The 20,245-nt window shown below is 67.6% G+C and carries 13 protein-coding genes; 7 read left to right on the plus strand and 6 right to left on the minus strand.

All coding sequences use genetic code 11. The annotated features are described in order from the left end of the window. Positions 1-58 precede the first annotated feature (58 nt). Genes N0B15_RS08855 through N0B15_RS08865 form a run of 3 tightly spaced genes read right to left on the minus strand, consistent with a single transcriptional unit; the run spans position 59 to position 3,800 of the window. Positions 59-1,396 (minus strand): nickel pincer cofactor-dependent isomerase, group 22, encoded by a 1,338-nt coding sequence (locus tag N0B15_RS08855; protein WP_263019332.1) that lies wholly within the window; start codon positions 1,394-1,396, stop codon positions 59-61. Beyond that, the gene (gene pdxA / locus N0B15_RS08860; RefSeq protein ID WP_263019333.1) at positions 1,393-2,460 is read right to left on the minus strand and encodes a 4-hydroxythreonine-4-phosphate dehydrogenase PdxA; all 1,068 of its coding nucleotides are present in this window, start codon (positions 2,458-2,460) and stop codon (positions 1,393-1,395) included. Before pdxA ends, N0B15_RS08855 begins: the two co-directional genes overlap by 4 nt. Beyond that, a complete protein-coding gene (locus N0B15_RS08865) occupies positions 2,457-3,800 on the minus strand; it encodes a four-carbon acid sugar kinase family protein (RefSeq protein WP_263019334.1) in 1,344 nt (447 codons plus the stop codon). Before N0B15_RS08865 ends, pdxA begins: the two co-directional genes overlap by 4 nt. A gap of 209 nt (positions 3,801-4,009) precedes the next feature. On the opposite strand from N0B15_RS08865, the gene N0B15_RS08870 reads away from it, so the two are divergent. From N0B15_RS08870 to N0B15_RS08880, 3 genes are all read left to right on the plus strand, one after another. After that, positions 4,010-6,112, plus strand: a complete 2,103-nt coding sequence (locus N0B15_RS08870; protein WP_263019335.1) for a DHH family phosphoesterase — start codon at positions 4,010-4,012, stop codon at positions 6,110-6,112. Between the two features lie 58 nt (positions 6,113-6,170). After that, positions 6,171-6,686 carry an SHOCT domain-containing protein gene (locus tag N0B15_RS08875; RefSeq protein ID WP_263019336.1) on the plus strand — a complete coding sequence of 172 codons (516 nt, stop codon included), beginning with the start codon at positions 6,171-6,173 and terminating at the stop codon, positions 6,684-6,686. A 110-nt stretch (positions 6,687-6,796) separates the two neighbouring features. Next, positions 6,797-8,446: a tRNA uridine(34) 5-carboxymethylaminomethyl modification radical SAM/GNAT enzyme Elp3 gene (locus tag N0B15_RS08880; RefSeq protein WP_263019337.1), complete on the plus strand. Its 1,650-nt coding sequence runs from the start codon at positions 6,797-6,799 to the stop codon at positions 8,444-8,446. A gap of 261 nt (positions 8,447-8,707) precedes the next feature. Here N0B15_RS08880 and N0B15_RS08885 read toward each other — a convergent pair whose 3' ends face one another. Continuing rightward, positions 8,708-9,820 (minus strand): response regulator, encoded by a 1,113-nt coding sequence (locus N0B15_RS08885; protein WP_263019338.1) that lies wholly within the window; start codon positions 9,818-9,820, stop codon positions 8,708-8,710. A gap of 336 nt (positions 9,821-10,156) precedes the next feature. On the opposite strand from N0B15_RS08885, the gene N0B15_RS08890 reads away from it, so the two are divergent. From N0B15_RS08890 to N0B15_RS08905, 4 genes are all read left to right on the plus strand, one after another. Then, positions 10,157-11,680 carry a S8 family peptidase gene (locus tag N0B15_RS08890; protein WP_317618594.1) on the plus strand — a complete coding sequence of 508 codons (1,524 nt, stop codon included), beginning with the start codon at positions 10,157-10,159 and terminating at the stop codon, positions 11,678-11,680. A gap of 73 nt (positions 11,681-11,753) precedes the next feature. Next, positions 11,754-13,892: a ribosome rescue protein RqcH gene (gene rqcH, locus N0B15_RS08895; RefSeq protein WP_263019339.1), complete on the plus strand. Its 2,139-nt coding sequence runs from the start codon at positions 11,754-11,756 to the stop codon at positions 13,890-13,892. Between the two features lie 193 nt (positions 13,893-14,085). Then, on the plus strand, positions 14,086-14,301 hold the full coding sequence (locus tag N0B15_RS08900) for a hypothetical protein (RefSeq protein ID WP_263019340.1): 216 nt from the start codon (positions 14,086-14,088) through the stop codon (positions 14,299-14,301). 275 nt (positions 14,302-14,576) lie between these two features. Then, positions 14,577-15,644, plus strand: a complete 1,068-nt coding sequence (locus tag N0B15_RS08905; protein ID WP_263019341.1) for an mRNA surveillance protein pelota — start codon at positions 14,577-14,579, stop codon at positions 15,642-15,644. A 48-nt stretch (positions 15,645-15,692) separates the two neighbouring features. On the opposite strand, the gene N0B15_RS08910 is transcribed toward N0B15_RS08905, so the two are convergent. Beyond that, complete coding sequence (locus tag N0B15_RS08910; RefSeq protein ID WP_263019342.1) at positions 15,693-16,448, minus strand: TrmB family transcriptional regulator; 756 nt, start codon at positions 16,446-16,448, stop codon at positions 15,693-15,695. A 1-nt stretch (position 16,449) separates the two neighbouring features. Then, positions 16,450-20,190: an MMPL family transporter gene (locus N0B15_RS08915; protein ID WP_263019343.1), complete on the minus strand. Its 3,741-nt coding sequence runs from the start codon at positions 20,188-20,190 to the stop codon at positions 16,450-16,452. Positions 20,191-20,245: the final 55 nt, after the last annotated feature.

The following is a 20,245-nucleotide window of genomic DNA, read 5'->3' on the forward strand; positions in this document are numbered from 1 at the left end:
TCCGGCTCGAGCGACGAGAGGTCAGTGATTCGTGGTAGGTCGTCTTCGTCCATCGTCGTTACACCGTCTCGTTCTGCTGACTGTTCCACCACGCTTCTTCCAATCGTCCCTCACACACCTCGAGCGGGCGTACTTCACCGACCGTCACCTCGGGGTGGCTCTCGAGTTCGCGCGCGACGGGTTCGGAAACCACCAGCGAGTCCGGCTCGAGCGTGTTCTGGATCCGCGCGAACCGAAGCTCCTCGGGAGTGGCGACACCGGTGGTCGAACACGCGAGCAGGAGCGCCGTCTCGTCGTCGGGGACGACGAACGGCAGTTTCGCCCGGCGGGGTTCGCCGCTGGTCACGATGTTGACGTACATGTCGGAGACGGCGAGGTCCGCGAGCACGTCGCGGTGGACGAAATCGGCGAGACCGATCCCGATCCCGTTGCCGTGGGAGGCGGGGGTGATCGAGCGGGCGTAGACCCGCGTGATCGACGGCGCGTCGGGTTCGTCCTCGCCGTGGAAGTAGGTGCGCCCGAGGACGTTCGTGTCCATGCCGGTCCCCGAAACGTCCTTGCCGAGTTCGTCGACGATCAGGAGGTCGAGGTCCTCGACGGGCAGCGTCGCCAGCGTCTCGCGGGCGCGCTCGAGGAGTACGGGTTCGCGATCGAGGATGCGCTCGGCGGGAATCCCCTCGATCAGGTGCGCGCGGTGGCGGGCGTTCTCGACGAGCGCGATCCCGCCGACGATGGGCGTCTCCTCGAGCAAGATCCGTGCGCGTTCCTGGATCACCTCGCTGAAGTCCGCCGCCAGCCCGGCGTTGTGCAGCGACTCGGCACCGCGGTGGTTTCCGAGACCGATCACCGCCATCTTACAGAGGCCGCTCTCGACGAGTCCAGAGAAGTCGGTGTGGGGTTTCACGCGGTTTACGAGCAGGACGGCGTCGGTCTCGAGCGCGTCGCGGGCGGCGTACACTGGCCGGTCGAGTCCGTCGCGGCCGACCTCCTCGACCGCCATCGAACTGTGGATCGCACAGCCGAGACGCGACTCGGTGACCCCGAGCGCCGCGAGCGTCTCGCGCTGGCCCGCCGAGGTCGCCCCGCCGTGGCTGCCCATCGCGGCGAGCACGACCGGCTCGAGACCTCGCTCTCGGAGCGCCACGACGGCGGTCTCGAGCACGGCGGGCAAATCGTGGATGCCGCGGCTCCCAGCGGTGAGTCCGACCGTCGATCCGGGCGCGAGGTCCTCGAGACGGTCGATGTTGGCGAGTGCCGTGCGGGTCGCCGCCGCCACGTCGTCGATGCGCTCGACCTCGCGGTGGCGCCTCGCGTGGGCGACGAGTGGGAGGTCTGCGAACGTCGCGTCGGTCGTCGCCTGCAGGGTCTCGGCTGTGGGGATCGGAAACTCGCTCATCGGCGCCCCTCAGCGTTCACTCTCCGCTCGAGCCGTCTGGCCGCCATCTCCGCGGCCAGTACGGTCGCCTGGCGGAGGCTCCGGTCGGAGGCGACGCCCTCGCCCGCGATGTCGAAGGCCGTCCCGTGGTCGACGCTCGTGCGCACGATGGGGAGACCGATGGTGACGTTGACGCCGCTGACGGTCGTCGTCTCTCCGCCGGAGAAGCCGAGCATCTTGATCGGAATGTGTCCCTGGTCGTGGTACATCGAGACGACGCAGTCGTACGCGCCGCGGGCGGCCGCGACGTAGACGGTGTCCGGTGGCTCCGGCCCGCGGGCGTCGATGCCCTCCTCGCGGGCGGCCGCGACGGCGGGTTCGATCTCCTGCGCCTCCGTCTCGCCGAGTAAGCCGCCGTCGCTCGCGTGCGGGTTCAGCCCCGCGACCGCGATAGCTGGCTCGTCGACTCCCAGGTCGGCCAGTCCGCGCTCGGTCACCCGGATGGTCTCGAGGACCGACTCGCGGGTCACGCGCTCGCAGGCCTCGCGAAGCGGGACGTGCGTACTCACGTGGCTCACGCGGAGGTCGCCCTCGACGAGCAGCATCGAGTAGCGGTCGGTGTCGGTGCGGGCGGCGAGCATCCCGGTGTGGCCGGCGAACTCGCTGCCCGAGCGTCCCGTCGCCTGCTTGTGAATCGGCGCGGTCGTGATGGCGTCGATCTCACCCGCGAGCGCGAGCGTGATCGCGCGCTCGACGTACTCGAGGCTCGCCCGGCCGTAGGTCTCGCGGACGACGCCGTACTCGAGTTCGCCGTCGACGTTCGCGAGGTCGAGCACCGGAATCGCCGCCGGATCGCGCCGGGCGTCGGCGACCGACGCGAGCGCGTCGACTCCGAGACCGCTCCCGGCCGCCTCGATGCCCGCGCGGACGACGCTCGCGTCGCCGATCACCACGGGCCTGATCGCCCCCTCGCGACCCGCCACCTCGAAGCGCCGCTCGAGCAGGTGTGGGTACGCGCTCGCGACGATCTCGCTACCGATCCCTGCCGGATCGCCCATCGTGATCCCGACCGTGTACGTGTTCATTGGGGTTCGTCACCTCGACCCAGGCGCTTCAGCGCCATACCAATTGTCGACCCGGAGCCGAAGCCGCCGGCTTTCGTCACGACCGGTGTTCCCGCCGCCGGGCCGTCCGCGAGTCGCCCCAGCGGAATCCCCTCCTCGAGTTCGTCGCCGGTGAGTTCGAGCGCCGACGCCTCGAGCGCGTCGAAGACGGCCATCGCGACCGCGCCGCCGGTAGCGAACACCCCGGCCGGTGCTCGCCCGTCGGTCCCGGTCTCCTCGACGACGGTACGGGCGGCGACTGCGAGACTCTCGCGAACCCGCGCGCGAACCGCCCGCGTGTCGTAGCCGAGTCGGCCGCCAGCCTCGAGTGCGCGCTCGACGTCGCCGTTCACCGTCGCCGCCGTCACGACCGCGTTCTCGCCGGTGGAAATCGCCCTCGCAGCGGCCGCCCCGGCCGTCCGTCCCGCGTGGTCGGGCTCTGCGACGGCGGCTTCGGCGTCGACGACGGTGCGTTGCGCCTCGGGCACGGCTCGTAGCTGTTGCAGCGTCCGGTCGTTGACGCTGCCGACGACGCCGAGTGCGCCGGTTTCACGCCATGTAGCGGGTGGTGAGTCCCGCTCGCTCGAGTGCTCGCGTTCGCTCTCGCTCGCCGACGCGGGGAGCGTCACGTGTCGCGCGAGACCGCCGCTGCCGACGTACACCACGCGCTCTTCGCAGACCGCTGCCGCGTCGGCCAGCGAGCGGAGGTGGCGGTCGTCTGTCGCATCGCAGACCAGCACGCGCGGGCGTTCCTCGACGCGGTCGGCGCCTTCGCACAGGCGACTCGCGATGGCGTCCGCGCCAGCGGCGACCGTCTCGAGCGTGAGACCCCCGACGCGGTAGCGAGGCGAGTCGAACAGCGTCGGCAGGTGCCCCGTCTCGGGTCCCGCCTCGTCGCGCGCGTAGGCCGTCCGCTCGAGCGCGAGACCATCGACCGTGTGCTGGCCGTCTCTCGTGCGCCGTCCGGCCGCGGGAAACGCCGGGGCGACGACCGCCAGTGGCGCGCCGGTCGTCTCGAGCGTCGCCTCGAGTTCGGCGACGACGTTCCCGCGCAGCGTCGAGTCGACTTTGTCGTAGACGAGTGTCTCCGTCCCGTTCGCGCCGACGGTCTCGAGGGCCGACACGACGCGCGCTCGAGCGGTTTCTGCGTCGGCGTCTCTGCTCTCGGTGGTGAGCGCGAGGACGGCCGTGGCGGGCGGCGGCGAGTCCGGTGTTGCGTCCGCGGGTCGGAGCCAGACCGCCGTCTCGTAGCCCCGCGCGGCGAAGCCGTGCCCGGTGTCCATCGCCCCGGTCAGGTCGTCTGCGACCACCAGTGCGTTCATAGGCCGGTGTTTCTCGAGCGGGGGAATAACGGCTCGCCTCGAGACCGTTCGAACCGGTTCGGTCGGGGAGAGTGTTCGGTCTGTGTGAACCTGGCCGCCGAAACGGCCGTCGGTGGTCTCCTCGAGCGATACTGGCGGAAACGGTCCGGCGCGTTTTCGCGCGGGAGATTCGACAACCGTTTTAGGGTGAAACTGCTTGGTGGGGATAGATGGGTAACTGTATCATCTGCGGCACGCCTGTCGACGGCGCGGTCTGCGAGACTCACCAGGAGGACGTCGTCTTCAGATTCGACGGCACGTCTCCCTCGCAGCTGACCCCCGGTCGGTACTACGAGGGGTCCGTCGACGGTTACGCCGATTTCGGCGTCTTCGTCGACATCGGTGACCGCGTGACGGGCCTGCTGCACCGAAGCGAACTCGACCGCCGCCTCGAGAGCCTCGACTGGGAACCGGGCGACACGGTCTACGTTCAGGTATTAGACGTCAGAGACAACGGCAACGTCGATCTCGGCTGGTCGATCCGTCAGCGCCGACGCGAGTTCCGCGGGGTGCTGGTCGACGATCCCGACGGGGATTACGTCCTCGGCGAGGGAGACGACGAGACCGACGCCGACGAACCGAGCGCCGACGCAGGCGAACCGAGCCCCGAGACCACCTCGAGCGGTGGGTCGGGCGAGGGCGGTGCTCAGAGTGCCTCCCAGGGCGGTGCCCAGAGCGCCTCCCAGGGCGGTGCCACGGCGGCGGGTGGCGAGACAGCGGCCACGCCGCAGTACGCGGAGACGACCGCCGACGACGACGCGCTCAGTCGGGCGACCGTCGACGCCATCGACGACCAGGTCGGCAGCCTCGTCCGTCTCGAGGGTGAGATCGTCAGCGTCCGCCAGACCAGCGGCCCGACGGTGTTCGAACTGCGCGACGAGACGGCCACCGTCGAGTGCGCCGCCTTCGAGGAGGCCGGCGTTCGCGCCTACCCCGACGTCGACGTCGACGACGTCGTCCGACTCGAGGGCGAAGTCGAACGCCACCACGGCGACCTCCAGATCGAGACGGAGGCGCTCACGGTGCTCGAAGACGACGACCAAGAGACCGTCACGACCCGGCTCTCGGACGCATTCGAACAGGAGGCGAGACCGCAGTCGGTCGACCTCCTCGCCGCGGACGACGCCGTCGAGACGGTCCGCGAGGAACTGCTCGACGCCGCAACCGCGATCCGGCGCGCCGTCATGGAGGCACGACCGATCGTCGTCCGCCACAGCGCGACCGTCGACGGCTACGTCGCCGGCAGCGCCCTCGAGCGCGCCGTTCTCCCGCTCGTTCGCGAGAAGCACACCCGCGACGACGCCCAGTACCACTACTTCGAGCGCCGGCCGCTCGAGGGTGCAGTCTACGATATGGACGCCGCGACGGGCGACGTCACCACGATGCTCCAGGCGCGCGACCGCCACGGCGAGCAGGTGCCGCTGGTCGTGTTGGCCGACACCGGTGCCACCGCCGAGTCTACCGACGGCTACGAACTGCTCGAGTGCTACGGCGCACAACGGCTGGTGATCGACGACAGCCGTGGCGACGAAACCGTCGCCGAGAGCGTCTCCGTCGCCGTCAGCCCCTCCATCGCGGCGGGCGAAGACGCGACTGACCTCACCTCGAGCGTGCTCGCAGCGAACGTCGCCGCCGCCGTCAACGAGTCGGTTCGCGACGACCTCCGCCACCTCCCTGCGATCAGCTACTGGGAGACCACCCCCGACGTCTACACCGACCTCGCCGCCGAGGCGGGCTACGACGACACCGCCGTGTCGGAGCGTCGGGAAGCCGTCGCACTCGAGGCGCACTACCAGTCCTACAGCGACAAGCGCGAACTCGTCATCGACCTGCTGTTCGACGGCGCTGGCGGTCTCGCCGCCCACATCTCGGAGCAGTTCCGCGACAAACTCGAGACCGAACTCGCGACCGCGCGTGAGAACCTGACCGTCCGCGGCGTCGACGGCGTCACCATCTCCGTGCTGGACACCGACGCCTACACCCACCGCTACGACTTCCCGCCGACGGACCTCCTGTTGGACGCGCTCCACCGCGCGGAACGCGGTCGGACCGACGGCCCGGCGGTCACCCTCGGTCTCGACGACGACGAACTGCGCGTCAGAGCCACCGAGACCGTCGACGTTCGCGACCTCGGCGCAGCGATCGCCGACGCCGTCCCCGCTGGCGGCGTCTACGTCGTCGGCGGCCGCGACGGCACCGTCTCGTTCCTCCCCGGCGAGCGCGACGCCGTGCTCGAGGCGGCGGTCGACGCCCTCGGCGAGACCCTCGGCTGACCGTCGGCGCTCGACGCCGAGAGAAAGTTCTTTCCTCCCTACACGCGGAGTGTCCGCTATGAGCGACGATCCGGCGACGCGGCTTCGCGAGAACGCGACGGAGATCGCCACGACGATCGTCACGGGTGTCTGGCTCGCCGCACTGTTGACCGGGCAGGGATGGTGGCTCGGTGCGCTGTTGCTCGGCTACATCGTCGTCATCCCCATCGTCGCGTTACTCTTCGGAACCGAGGAAGACAGACGCGAGTGGTGGGACGACGACTGGTGGGGCGACTGGGAGGACGAGGACGATGCCGAGACGGCGGAGGTGGGGGAGACCGCAGACGCCGAGACGACCGCGAGCGCCGACCGGGCCGAGACGAACAACCGTGACGCCCTCGAGACCCTCCGCGAGCGCTACGCGCGCGGTGAACTGACCGACGCCCAGTTCGAGCACAAACTCGAGCGCTTACTCGAGACGGACACGATCGAGAACGCCGACGAGTGGGCCAGCGAGCGCCGCCGGGGCGAGCGAGCGCGCGAAGAGTACGAGCGCGACCGGCGGCGGGATCCGGAGTTCGAGTTCGATGCCTAGGCGTCGGCGACCGGTTCGGCTGGTGGCTTACGGGCACCGGTCGCTCGCAGACCACGGATCGCTACCCGAGGCGACACGCTTATCCGCCGTCCGCGGCGAGTACGGTACCAATGAGCGGTGCAGAAGAGCAAGAGGCGCTCGAGGCGGTCTGTGAGACGCTCGTCGGTCGGATTCTCGCGGGCGAACTCGAGCGCGAGGACGTCGAGTCGGCCAAACTCGAGGCCTGCTCCGAACACGGCGCAGCGAAGGTGCCGAAGAACTCGGCGTTGCTCGATTTCGCCCCCGACGACCACCGCGAGGAACTCGAGGCGGTGCTCCAGCGCAAGCCGGTGCGGACGGCCTCCGGCGTCTCGCCCATCGCGATCATGACCTCGCCCGAGCGCTGTCCCCACGGCAAGTGTCTCTACTGCCCGGGCGGACCCGACTCGGAGTTCTCGAGTTCCCAGAGCTACACCGGGGCGGAGCCGGCGGCCGCCCGCGGCGTCCAGAACGACTACGACCCCTACGGGCAGGTGACGCTCAGACTCGAGCAGTTGCGCAAGATCGGCCATCCGGTCGAGAAGGCCGAACTCATCCTGATGGGTGGGACGATGACCGCGCGCAGCCACGACTACCAGGAGTGGTTCGTCAAGCGCGCGCTCGAGGCGATGAACGACTTCGACGTCGAGAAAGAGCCCGAGCCAGCGGAGGGCGTCAGCTTCGCCCAGGACCCGGCGGAGTACGAGTTCCGGTACGTCGAGGACGTGATCGCCGAGAACGAGACCGCCGACGTACGCAACATCGGGACGACCTTCGAGACCAAGCCGGACTGGTGTGATCCCGAACAGATCGACCGGATGCTCGAACTCGGCGGGACGAAAGTCGAGGTCGGGGTCCAGACGACCTACGAGCGGATCAACCGCGAGATGCACCGTGGCCACGGCACGCAGGATTCGATCGACGCCAACCGCCGCCTGCGCGACTCGGCGTTCAAGGTCGGCTTCCACATGATGCCGGGCCAGCCAGGGATGTCGAAGGAGATGTGTCTCGAGGACTTCCGCGAACTGTTCGACTCGCCGGCGTGGCGACCCGACTACCTGAAGATCTATCCGACGCTCGTCGTGCGCGGGACGGCAACCTACGACTGGTGGCACCGTGGCGAGTACGACCCGCTGACCAACGAGGAGGCTGCCGAGCTGGTCGCCGAGATCAAGTCGATGATTCCTCGCTACACCCGCCTCCAGCGCGTCCAGCGCGACATTCCGGCGGACTACATCGACGCGGGCGTCTGGAAGTCGAACCTGCGCCAACTCGCCCGACAGCGCATGGACGAGCACGGCTGGAGTTGCGACTGCATCCGCTGTCGCGAGGTCGGGATGAACGACGCCGAACCCGAGTCGGTCGACCTCGACGTGTTTACCTACGAGGCCTGTGGCGGGACGGAGCACTTCATCTCGTTCGAGGACTTCGAGAACGACCTCCTGATCGGCTTCTGTCGGCTGCGCTTTCCGAACGAGCCGGTGCGCCCCGAACTCGAGTCGGCCGCGCTGGTTCGCGAACTCCACGTCTACGGCACCGAGGTCACGATGGGCGAGGACGGTGGCGACGGCCAGCACCAGCACCGTGGCTACGGCCGCAGGCTGATGGACCGCGCGGAGACGCTGGCTGCCGACGCGGGCTACGAGAAACTCAGCGTCATCTCGGGCATCGGCGCGCGCGCGTACTACCGCGAGAAGCTCGGCTACCACCAGGACGGCCCGTACGTGAGCAAGCGCCTCTGAGCCGGCCACTCGGCCGTCGCTCGGTCCCGATATACCTTACAATTTTTACTCAAAAAATTTAATGGGTGTCTCTTCGTATCGGTGTACGCCGACGAGAGTCGGCCGCGCTGTCGAAGTCCCCACGTCGGCAGCGACTACTTCGGCTGCAACCCGATCGGACGGCTCGTTGCACGTCGGTCGCGTCCGTCCCCCTCCGGACGCTACCGGGACGCGTGCGACGAGCGCGTTCTATCGACGATCTCTCTGTGAGCGCCCGCTCTCTCACTCGTGTTCGTGACGAACGATTGCGAACGCGATGCGTCCGTCCTCGAGCGGTGAGACGTTCGTGTCGATGTCGACGGCGACCGTGGCACCGCTGGCGTCGAGGACGTCGACATCCTCGAGTCGCTGGGAGTCGCCGAGTGTCTCCCGACGCTCGCCCGCGAGCCACCGCGAGTGGACCGCTCCTCGCGTCGCCGGTGGACACACTTCGCCCCACGAACTCCCGACGAGTTCCTCGCGTGATCGTTCGAGGAACGAACACGCCGCCGCGTTGACGTCGACGACTTCGGCACTCTTCGGATCGACGACGAAGACGGCGTCCGAGACCGTCTCGAGCAGGGTCCGGTAGTACGCCTGCATGTTCCTGAACCGGCTGCGAAGACGCGGTTCGTCGGGGCGTTCCCGGAGAATCACCTGTATTGCCGGTGCGCCCTGGAACGTAATCGAGGTGCCGATACCCTCGAGCGCGCGCCGGCCGTCACCGGACTCGATGTCGAACTCGATCCACTCGCTCGCGGCGTCGTCGTCGGCCGAGTCGTGCAGTCGCTCGACGACCGACGTACCCCCGGTCGGCCGTAACGCTGACTCGAGGTGGCTGCCGATCAGCGCGTTCGGTGACGCAGCGCCGACGAGTTCGGCGGCGACGTCGTTGGCGTAGACGAGTTCCCCGTCGCGGTGGACGAGGATGCCGACCGGTAGGCGGTCGACGAGGTGGCGATAGCGCCGTTCCGTTTCGATCTGTGCGGCGTGGGCCCGGTAGCGGTCGACGGCGTTCTCGATACGATTCGAGAGCATCGCGTACTGCTCGGTCCCCGAGTTCTTCTGTAAGTAGTCAGTGACGCCGGCGGAGATCGCTTCGCTCGCGATCTCTTCCGAGCCTTTCCCAGTAAAGAGGATGAACGGCATCTCGTAGCCGTCGGCTCGAATCGCCTCGAGAAACTCGAGACCGTTCATTCCGGGCATGTCGTAGTCACTGACGACGCAGTCGATCCCGCCCGCTTCTATTCGTGCGATCCCTTCCGACGTGGTCGTCGCCGTCGCGACGGTGATGTGCTCGTTCTCGCGTTCGAGGAACGTCGCGGTCAGCTCGACCAGTGCCGGATCGTCATCCACGTGTAGTACCGAAATCCCCCGGTCACTGTCAGTACCAGCGTTTTGTGGGGTGAAATAGCTATTGCTAACCGAGCAAACAGGATTGTGTTACCACACCACGCGAAAATTCACAGTGCGGGTGACAGTACGTCCGTTTTTCGCTCGAGACACCGACCGCGATGCTGGTCGGATCGACCTCGTCGACGCGCTCGAGCGATTCGACCGGGAGCGCAGCCTGTCGTCGGGCCGTTCGGTGACTTCTCGATCCGTCCAGATGGATCACCCGACCCGGCGGCCGAACGACTTGTCAAACACCATGACTTATTACTGTCCATGATCACTCTTCGAACGGAGATCATGACAGAGGACAGTCAGCACGTCCGGCGTCGATCGATTCTCGGTGCGATGGCTCTCGGCAGCGTTTCACTCACTGGTCTCGCCACCGCGAGCGCTGCACCGACCGAACGGTACGTCGTTACCGCCTCCGGCCGACACGTCCGTCGCCGACTCGAGGACGCGGGTGCCCGCGTCGACCACGAGGTCGCCGACGGCGAGTTCTACGTCGTGGGGTTCGATGGGGACCGTGAGGCGCTGGCGTCGGTTCCCGGCGTCCAGGACGTCGCACACGACGAGCGAGCCTCCTCGGAGGCGTCGATTCCGGAGCGACGCGCCACCGGCGCCGACGCGAGTAGCGTGGGCGAGGAGACCATCCCCGAGGCACCGCCGGTACCGGCGTTCGACCTCTCGACCGAGGACTCGCTGCTCGAGGAGCAGTGGGACAAACAGCGCTTGCGCGCACGCGAGGCACACGACGTCGCGACGGGTGCGGGGACGACGATTGCGGTCATCGACTCCGGAATCAACCACGCCCACCCGGACCTCACGCCGAACGTCGACGTCGACGCCGGCCGCGCCTTCGAGGACGGTGAGGTCCGTCGCGGGACCGGGCCGGTCGACATCTTCGACGCACAGGAACTCACTCGCGAGACGCACCGACACGTCGCCGACGACGTCTTCGGTCACGGAACCGACGTCGCCGGCGTCGCTGGGGCCGCCTGGCGGGACGGCCGTGGGACCGTCGGCGTCGCGCCGGATGCGAGGCTCGTGAGTCTCAGGGCGCTCCAGATGGGGACCTTCGAACTCCCCGACGGGACGCCGGTGTACGACCTGTACTGGACGCTGACTGACGTCGTGCTCGCCGTCGAGTACGCCGTCGAGATCGGTGCCGACGTCATCACGCTGAGTCTGGCCAGCGGTCCGTTCAGTCCACAGGACCGTGGCAACGGACTGTTCCCGGTCTTTCAGCGCCTGTTCCAGTACGCCGTTCGGGAGGGATCGGTCGTCGTCGTCTCCGCGGACAACGACGAGACCGACTACCAGCGCGGTGGCCACTGGACCGTCCCCGCGAGCGAGCCGGCGTCGATCACCGTCTCCGCGACGGGACCGACCGACGAACGCGCCTTCTACTCGAACTACGGGACGAACCTCGTCGATGTCGCCGCACCCGGTGGCGGCTACGAGACCCGTTCGAAGACCGGCTGTAATCCACACGGTGAGGTCTGCGTGTACGACGAGACCGGCCAACTCGAGTGTGAGCCGTGTGAGCCTCCATCCGTCCCGTACCCGTCGAACCTCGTGCTCACGCCGACGCCGAACATCCCCTTCGCGCAGGCGGACTACTGGTACGTCTACGGTACGTCGTTTGCCGCCCCACAGGTCGCCGGTCTCGCCGCGCTGGTGCGTGAACTCGAGCCGGAGCTGTCGCCGAAGCAGGTCGAGCAGGCGATCTACCACGGTGCCGTCGGCACCCGTGGCCGTGGCGACCCCGACCTCGGTGCCGGCCGAATCGACCTCGTGAACACGCTCGAGCGCGTTCGGTGATCTGCACCCGAGTGCGAGGACGGGCGGGCGCCCAGAGCGACACGCCTTTTTGACCGGGCCCGGCAGTGTGGGTATGGATCCGAAGCGGGAACTCACCAGCGTCGACCTCGCCGCCCTCGTCCGCGAACTCGGGGGGTTCGAGGGGGCGAAAGTCGACAAGGCCTACCTCTACGGCGACGACCTCCTCCGCCTGAAGATGCGCGACTTCGATCGCGGCCGGATGGAACTGCTGATCGACGTCGGCGAGACCAAACGCGTACACACCATCGCCCCCGAGCGCGTCCCCGACGCCCCCGGCCGCCCGCCGCAGTTCGCGATGAAGCTCCGCAGCCGGCTCTCCGGGGCCGACTTCGCCGGCGTCGAGCAGTTCGAGTTCGACCGCATCCTCGAGTTCGTCTTCGAGCGCGAGGACGGCACCACCCGGATCATCGCCGAACTCTTCGGGCAAGGAAACGTCGCGGTCACCGACGGCGAGTACCGGGTACTCGACTGTCTCGAGACGATCCGGCTGAAGTCGCGAACCGTCGTTCCCGGCTCTCGCTACGAGTTCCCCGACTCACGGCTCAACCCGCTCTCACTCTCGCGCGAGGCGTTCGACCACCACATGGACGACTCCGACAGCGACGTGGTCCGCACGCTCGCGACCCAGCTCAACTTCGGCGGGCTCTACGCCGAAGAGCTGTGTACCCGCGCGGGCGTCGAGAAGACCCTCGACATCGACGACGCCGACGAGGCGGTCTACGACCGGCTCTACGACGCCATCGACCGCCTCACCGCCGACCTCGAGACCGGCGCGCTCGAGCCACGGCTCTACTGTGAGACCGACGACGGCGAGGAGTCGGCCGACGAGGAGGTGACCGGCCGCGTCGTCGACGTGACGCCGTTCCCGCTCGAGGAACACGACCAGTCGGGGCTGGTTCCCGAGACCTACGAGACGTTCCCGTCGGCGCTCGACGACTACTTCTACCGGCTCGAGCGGGCCACCGACGAACCGGACCCCGCCTCCGCCCGGCCGGACTTCGAAGAACAGATCGCGACCCAACAGCGGATCATCGACCAGCAGCAGGGAGCGATCGACGGCTTCGACGAGCAGGCCGACGCAGAACGCGAGCGCGCCGAGTTGCTCTACGCGAACTACGGACTCGTCGACGAGATTCTCTCGAGCGTTCGGGCCGCCCGCGAGACCGACACGCCGTGGGACGAGATCGCCGAGACGTTCGCGGAGGGCAGAGAGCGCGGTATCGAGGCCGCCGAGGCGGTCGTCGACGTCGACGGGAGCGACGCCGCGGTGACGGTCGAGATCGACGGCGAGCGCGTTCGGCTGTTCGTCGCCGACGGCGTCGAGAAGAACGCAGACCGTCTCTACACCGAAGCCAAGCGCATCGCCGAGAAAAAAGAAGGTGCGCTCGCGGCGATCGAAGACACCCGCGAGCGTCTCGCCGAGATCGAACGCCGGCGCGAGGAGTGGACGGCCGAAGACGAGCCAGCGGAGACCTCTGCCGACGACGACCCGTCGCGCGACTGGCTCGCCGAGTCGTCGGTGCCGGTCCGGACGAACGAGATGTGGTACGAGCGCTTCCGCTGGTTCCGCACGAGTGACGGCTTTCTGGTCATCGGTGGGCGCAACGCCGACCAGAACGAAGAACTCGTCAAGAAGTATTTAGAGCCGGGCGATCGGGTCCTCCACACCCAGGCCCACGGCGGTCCCGTGACGGTCGTGAAAGCCACCGCACCGAGTGAGGCCTCCTCGAGCGACATCGAGATTCCCGAGACGAGTCTCGAGGAGGCCGCCCAGTTCGCCGTCTCCTACTCCTCGGTGTGGAAAGACGGCCACTTCGCAGGCGATGTCTACCTCGTCGACGCCGACCAGGTCTCGAAGACGCCCGAGAGCGGCGAGTATCTCGAGAAGGGTGGCTTCGCCGTCCGTGGGGATCGGACCTACTTCGATGACACGCCCGTCGGCGTCGCCGTCGGCATCGAGTGTGAGCCATACACCCGGGTCGTCGGCGGCCCGCCGTCTGCCACCGTCGACGACGCGGTGACGACGATCCGCGTCGAGCCGGGCCGGTTCGCCCAGGCCGACGCCGCAAAGCGCATCTACCGTCAGCTTCGCGAGCGCTTCGCCGACGAGTCGTTCGTCAGAAAGATCGCGAGCCCCGACCAGATCCAGCACTTCCTGCCGCCCGGTGGCAGTCGCATCGTCGACGAGTGAGCCGTCGCCCGGGGAGTGCGGCCCGGTGGCAGTCGCTCGCCCGACCAATGGCGGTGCTCGAGGACTCACTTTTCAGTGCGGTATTCGCCGCTGCTGGTAGACTCGTTTCTGTGTTGTGTGCTCTCGGTGCACACGCACAACTCGAGACAGAAATATTGATACGCCGCCACTCGCAACCCTCTCGTAGAAAGTGATGCCCATGTTCGACAGCCTCTCTGTGGCCACCGACGCGGTCTTGATGATGGATATTGCCGTCTGGATCACCGCCGTCGTCGTCGTTGCGGGGACCATCTTCACGGCCTTCATCGTGTACCTCGCCCTCTGGGCTCCCGACCCCGACGCGCCCGCGAGCGTCGACGGGCCCGCACTCGAGACCGAACCCGGACTCGAGGTCCAGGAGACGGACTGACGTTCGCGCCTCGAGGACGGCTATCGGCCGTTCGCGGGCCGATGACCGTTCGAATACCAATGTGTTTTGGCGCTGATTTTTTCACCGATATCGTTGGCCATCGAGTTGCCGCTGCCGAGCGGTGATCTGTGACGCTCAGAGGCACCCCGTCCAGCTAGCCGTTGCGGTGTCACCAGCGGTCGGGCGACGGTCGATTCCCCCGTTGGGCCGTCCCCTGCTCTCTCGTCGCGTCTTCGTTCCGTCACGCACTTACTCCCGCTCCGAAAAGGGCCACCATGCAGATCAAAGACCGGGAGCGCCTCGACAACGGTCGCGAACGGCTCACGGTCGTCCCCGAGAGTCTGGACGATCTCTGGCACCTCCAGTACGTCTTAGAGCCCGGCGACCGCGTCGCGGGCGATACGACCCGGCGGATCCAGCGCGCCGACGACCAGATGCGCGACACCGGCGGCGAGCGCGAACACCTCTGGGTCGCCATCGCCGTCGACACCGTCGAGTTCCACAAGTTCGCCAACCGGCTGCGCGTCGGCGGCGAGATCGTCGCCTGCTCCCGTGAGGACCAGCTCGGCTTCCACCACACCCTCAACGTCGAAGAGCGCGAGGAACTCTCGATCGACAAGTGGTTCAAGCCCGACCAGCGCGAGCGACTCGAGGAGGCCGAGGCCTCGACGGAGAACCCCGACGTCGCCATCGTCACCGTCGAAGAGGGCGCAGCCCACGTCCACACGGTCGCCCAGTACGGCACCGAAGAGCGTGCGACCATCGCCGGCCCGACCGGCAAGGGCGAGTACGCCCGCGAGCGCTCGGAACTGTTCGCCGACCTCTCGAAGGTGTTGCGCCGGATGGACGTCGAGGCGATCATCCTCGCCGGTCCCGGCTTCACCAAACAGGACGCGCTGAAGTACCTCGAGCGAAACGAACCCGAGGTCGCGGACCTGATCACGATGGTCGACACGGCGAGCGTCGGCGACCGAGGGGTCCACGAGGTGCTCAAACGCGGTGCGGTCGCGGAGGTCCAGAAGGAAACCCGCATCGAGGCCGAAGCCGAGTACATCGACGAGCTGACCCGCCGGATCGCCGAGGGGGCGAAAGCCGCCTACGGTCCCGAGTCGGTGGCGCAGGCGGCCGAGTACGGCGCGATCGAGCACCTCCTGATCCTCGACGAACGGCTGCGTCAGGAGCGCGGTCCCGACGGCGAGTGGTCGGTCGACGTCGACGACATCGTCCGGACGGCCGAGCAGAAAGGCGGCGAGGTGACGGTCTTCTCGAGTGAGTTCCCGCCGGGTCAACAGCTCTCGAACCTGGGTGGGGTCGCGGCGCTGTTGCGCTACCGACTCGAGTGATGCTGTCGGTTGCAGGTCACGCCCCGTCTGCGTCCGCCGCCGTCGCCCTCACTCGAAGCGCGCTTCGGCGTTGGCTTCGATCAACTGGATGAGGACGGTCGCGAACAGTGATCCGGCGCTCCAGATGGCCGTCTCGCTGCCGTCCTCGTCGATGACGCTCAACAGTACGCTGTCGTCGTCGACCAGGACGATCCGGCCGGAACGCTCGTCGTCCCTGCGATGGTCGGGCGGCGTGAAGGTGTCGACCCCCTCGAGTGAGCCGAGCCGGTCGCGGACGGTTGGGTCGTGGCTGATGGCCGAGACGTCGACGCCCTCGGCGGCCCGCGCCTCGAGCGCCCGCTCGAGGTCGGTGGTGAGCAGTGCCGGCAGTCGCGCCCCGAAGAGCACCCGCGTCTCGGCTCTCGAGAGGATGTCGATCACCCGGTCGTCGACGCGGTCGCGCCCGCGAACCGTCCAGATGTCCTCCTGGGCTTCCTCACCGCTCGGCTCCTCGCGGACGGACTCGACGTACTCGAAGGCACGTTCCTCTTCGCTCTCGAAGCGGTTGCGGAGCGTCTCACGCGCCTCCTCGACGGCCACCGGCCGGTAGCGGATCGGGCTGGATTGCTGGACCTCGAGTAGCCCACGCTCTTCGAGACTCTCGGCGACGCTGTAGACCTGCGATCGGGGGACGTCTGCGACCCGGGCGACGTCCCTGGCGGTGCCCGAGCCGAGCTGCTGGAGGGCGATGAACACCTTGGCCTCGTAGCTCGTGAGGCCCAAGCGTTCGAACGCCTCGACTGCCTCCGCCTCCGTGGGGTTCACGTCAGCGCTCACCCCCGTGTTCCTCGTCGTGGCCGCCGTCGCTGGCGGTGGGCGTGAACCCACGGCGCTCCCTCGAGACGGAAAACGACACGTCCGGGCCGAAGTAGCGCGTCCAGAGGACGAGCAGCGTCGGGAGGACGACGACGCTCGCGAGGAACGCGTAGATGATCGTCAGCCCGGTGATGATCCCGAACTGGCGCAACACGGGTAAGATGGCGAGCGCGAGCGTGCCGAAGCCGCCGACGGTCGTCGCTGCACTCCCGAGCAGTGCGCCACCGGTTCCCGTCACGGTCGTGTACATGGCGTCCCAGACGTTGCCCTGGCGCTCGAGTTCGAGCGTGTAGCGTGAACTGATGTGCACGCTGTAGGCCACGCCGAGACCGATGGTAAGACTGGTGATCATCCCCGTGAGGACGTTGAACGGCATCCCCAGCAGGTACATCGTCCCGAGGATCCAGCTCACGGTGAACGCCACCGGCAACAGCGTCACGGCCCCGAGCGTGGCGCTGTTGCCCATCGCCCGGTAGGCGAGCGTGAGGAACGCGAACACCGCGACGAGCGTGATGAGCAGGCTCTCGAGAACGGTGTCGAGGAGGTCCTGTTCGACGATGTAGCTCACGATCGGATCACCCGTGGCGGTCGCCACCCAGCGCGGGTCGGTCCCGCCGTCGTCGAAGCCGGCGGCGATCGCCCGCATCTCCGTCGTCGTCTCGCCGAAGGCCGCGTCGCCACGGATCGCGACGATCAGCCGGAGCGCTTCGTACTCGCCCTCGTCGCTCCGGTAGAGCACCTCGCTCGCGGCCGCCTCGTCGACCTCGAACAGCTCGTCGTAGAGCGCCTCGAGGTTCTCGTCGGGGACGCCGTCACCGGTGCGGTCGGCGGTGGTGAACGAGTCGTTGAACGACTCGTTGTCGCTCGCGACGTCCTCCATCACCGAGAGCGGGCTCTCGACGTCGGCGTTCCCGTTCGGGAGGATGTACGCGACGGTGCTGTTCGCCGCCGCCGTCTCCGCCTCGGACACCCGCTCCAGTGTCTCGTCGTCGGTCACCGTGCCTTCGACGAGCAGCTGCGCCTGTGAGTCCTCGCGCTGGAAGTGCTCGTTGACGAACTCGAGGTCGGCTTTCGCGTGGTACTCACCCGGACTCAGCGGGCCGAGGTGTTGGGTCCAGGCGGGCGGACTCTCGGCCAGGAAGTCCTCCTCGTCGAAACTGGTGTCGACCTGCGTCGCGCCGTAGACGCCACCGGCGGTGAGCAACAGGACCACGAGTAAGACGACCAGCGGTGCGCGTCGTGCGGCGGTCGATCCGATGGTGAGGAAGCGACCAGCGCCCCCACCGCCGGTGCCGAAGGCCCTCCGTCGCCGGTCGAACCCGCGCGCTTCGAGGAAGGTATCGATCTCGACTTTCGCGGCGGGGACGAGCGCGCCGAAGACGATCATCGCCGAGAGGATGCCGACGGCGCTGACGATGCCGAACTCGCGGATGGGACCGATCGGACTGACGAGGTTCGCCAGGAAGCCGATGGCGGTCGTCGCCGTCACCCACAGCAGCGCCACGCCGACGCCCGCGAGTGCAAGCCCCATCGATCCCCGCACGTCGCTGGTGACGCCCGCGGCCTCGCGTTGCTCGCGCTGGCGCATGAAGACGTGTATCGCGTAGTCGATCGAGAGCCCGATCAACAACACGGGGACCGCGATGAACATCTGGTTGAACGCGATTCCCGCCCAGCCCATGAAGCCGAACGTCCACACCAGGACGGCGACGATTCCGGCGACGCCGAGGACGATGTCGATCGGATCGCGGTAGGCGACCACCAGCGCGACGACGACGAACAGCAGCGCGAGCGGGCCGACGATCGCCAAACTGTCGCCCATCGAGCGGTCGATCTCGTCGGTGATCACGCCGAAGCCGAAGACGACGTACTCCTGGTCTCGGTCGTCGGCGAGACTGCGCAACTCGAGCTGGGCGTCGAGCGCCGGCCCGGCCATCCCGCCCATCTCCTCGAAGCCGCCGTCGTTGTCGGTGGTCTGCGTGATGAACGTCATCCGGGCGTCCGCCGTCAGACTTCCCGGTTCGTACGAGGAGGCCATCAGCCCGAGCGCGAAGTCGTTGTCCTCGTCGCCGAGCGTGTCGTTGATCGCCCGCTCGAAGCGCTCCTGATCGATCGACTCGAGGTAGGCGATCTGTTCGTCGACCGGCGGCGACTCGAACTCCTCGAGTTCTTCGAACGCCGCCTCGAGTTCGTCACCGCGCTCCTCGAGGTCCTCACCACGGCGCTCTAACTCGTCACCGCGCTCTTCGAGTTCCTCACCACGGCGCTCTAAGTCGTCACCCCACTCCTCGAGTTCGTCGGCGCGCTCCTCGAGACCGTCACCGCGCTCACCGAGCCACCGGCCGCGGTTCTCGAGTGATTCCGCGTCCTCCTCGAGTTGCTGTCCGCGCTGCTCGAGTTCCTGGCCGCGCTGTTCGAGGTCCGTGAACTCTTCTTCGAACACCACGAACGCCCCCTGCTGGATCGTCATCTCGGCACCGACGTTGGCGGACGCCTGTGCCTCGGCGAGCGACAGGTACTCCGCAGACGTCGTGTTGAACCGCTGTTGTTCCGTCGCATTGAGCTGTGCGTCACTGCGCGCCTCGTCGAGAGTGGCGTTGACTGCTGTGTCGATCGTACTCCGGTTGTCCTCGTACTCGCTCTGGCTGATCTGCCCGGCCTGGTACGACTGGTTCAGCGCTGCGTACTGCTCCCGGAGGTCGCCGGTCTCGTTCATCGCATCCTGGAGCACGGAAATGTTGGCCGCGTTCGCTCCAGGGTCGTCGAACACACCCTCGGTCGCGTTCTGGTAGGCCGCTTCCCGCGGTTGCTCGAGTCCCGCACTCGTGTTGACGAGGTCTCTGACCTCGTCGGCAGTCGCGTTCAGCCGGCTTTCCTGCGTCGCGTTGAGGGTCGCGTTAGCGCTCGCGTTCGCCAGCGTCGAGTTGACCTGGTCGTCGGCCTGCGCCTGGGTAATTGCCCCCTGCTCGGCCATCGTCTGGATCGTTCGCGTCTCGTTCAGCGCGTCGGTGACGTTCTCTGCGCGCACCTCGAGCGCTGCCTGATCCTGTGCGAGCGCCTCACCGTCTGCCTCGAGTTGCTCACCTCGCTCCTCGAGTTCCGCACCGCGCTGTCGCAGGCGGTCGCCCTGCCACTCGAGGTTGTCGGCTTCGGCTTCGAGTTCGTCGGCTGACTCGTTGAGTGCCTCGGCTTCGGCTTCGAGTTCGTCGGCGGATTCGTTGAGTGCCTCGGCTTCGGCTTCGAGTTCGTCGGCGGATTCGTTGAGCGCCTCGGCTTCGGCTTCGAGTTCGTCGATCCGGTCTTCGATGATCGCGGTGGTGACCAGCAGGTTCTCGACGCCGATGATCGAGTCGTTCTCGGTCAGGGTCGGCCCGATTGTCTCGTGCTCGCGGATCTGTTGCTGGAACTCGAGTGACTCGAGCAGTGACTCCTTGGTGAGGACGTTCTCCCCCCTGACAATGAGCTGGACGGTCGTCGTGTTCTCGCTCTCGTTGCTCGCCGCCCCGAAGTTCTCGGCGATGTACTCCGCTGCCTCGCCCTCCGGCGAGTCGCTCTCGAACTGCTCGAGCGAGGAGTCGTCGTCGACCATCGATGCACCCGCACCGACCAGCGCGGTGACCAGTAGCAAGGTGACGAGCACGACCTTGCTGTTCGCGACGAGGACGTCACTGAGACGCCGTGCAACCGTCACGCGACCGTACCTCCACGTGTAGGTGGGGCTGTCGACGAGGACATTTCTGTTGTTA

The organism is Natronobiforma cellulositropha, assembly GCF_025629245.1.
GTDB lineage: Archaea > Halobacteriota > Halobacteria > Halobacteriales > Natrialbaceae > Natronobiforma > Natronobiforma cellulositropha.

What these genes read in the sequence shown, in the direction of transcription:
- N0B15_RS08855 (WP_263019332.1), bottom strand. Translation starts at nt 1,396, where the DNA reads ATGAGCGAGTTTCCGATCCCCACAGCCGAGACCCTGCAGGCGACGACC.
- pdxA (WP_263019333.1), bottom strand. Translation starts at nt 2,460, where the DNA reads ATGAACACGTACACGGTCGGGATCACGATGGGCGATCCGGCAGGGATC.
- N0B15_RS08865 (WP_263019334.1), bottom strand. Translation starts at nt 3,800, where the DNA reads ATGAACGCACTGGTGGTCGCAGACGACCTGACCGGGGCGATGGACACC.
- N0B15_RS08870 (WP_263019335.1), top strand. Translation starts at nt 4,010, where the DNA reads ATGGGTAACTGTATCATCTGCGGCACGCCTGTCGACGGCGCGGTCTGC.
- N0B15_RS08875 (WP_263019336.1), top strand. Translation starts at nt 6,171, where the DNA reads ATGAGCGACGATCCGGCGACGCGGCTTCGCGAGAACGCGACGGAGATC.
- N0B15_RS08880 (WP_263019337.1), top strand. Translation starts at nt 6,797, where the DNA reads ATGAGCGGTGCAGAAGAGCAAGAGGCGCTCGAGGCGGTCTGTGAGACG.
- N0B15_RS08890 (WP_317618594.1), top strand. Translation starts at nt 10,157, where the DNA reads ATGACAGAGGACAGTCAGCACGTCCGGCGTCGATCGATTCTCGGTGCG.
- rqcH (WP_263019339.1), top strand. Translation starts at nt 11,754, where the DNA reads ATGGATCCGAAGCGGGAACTCACCAGCGTCGACCTCGCCGCCCTCGTC.
- N0B15_RS08900 (WP_263019340.1), top strand. Translation starts at nt 14,086, where the DNA reads ATGCCCATGTTCGACAGCCTCTCTGTGGCCACCGACGCGGTCTTGATG.
- N0B15_RS08905 (WP_263019341.1), top strand. Translation starts at nt 14,577, where the DNA reads ATGCAGATCAAAGACCGGGAGCGCCTCGACAACGGTCGCGAACGGCTC.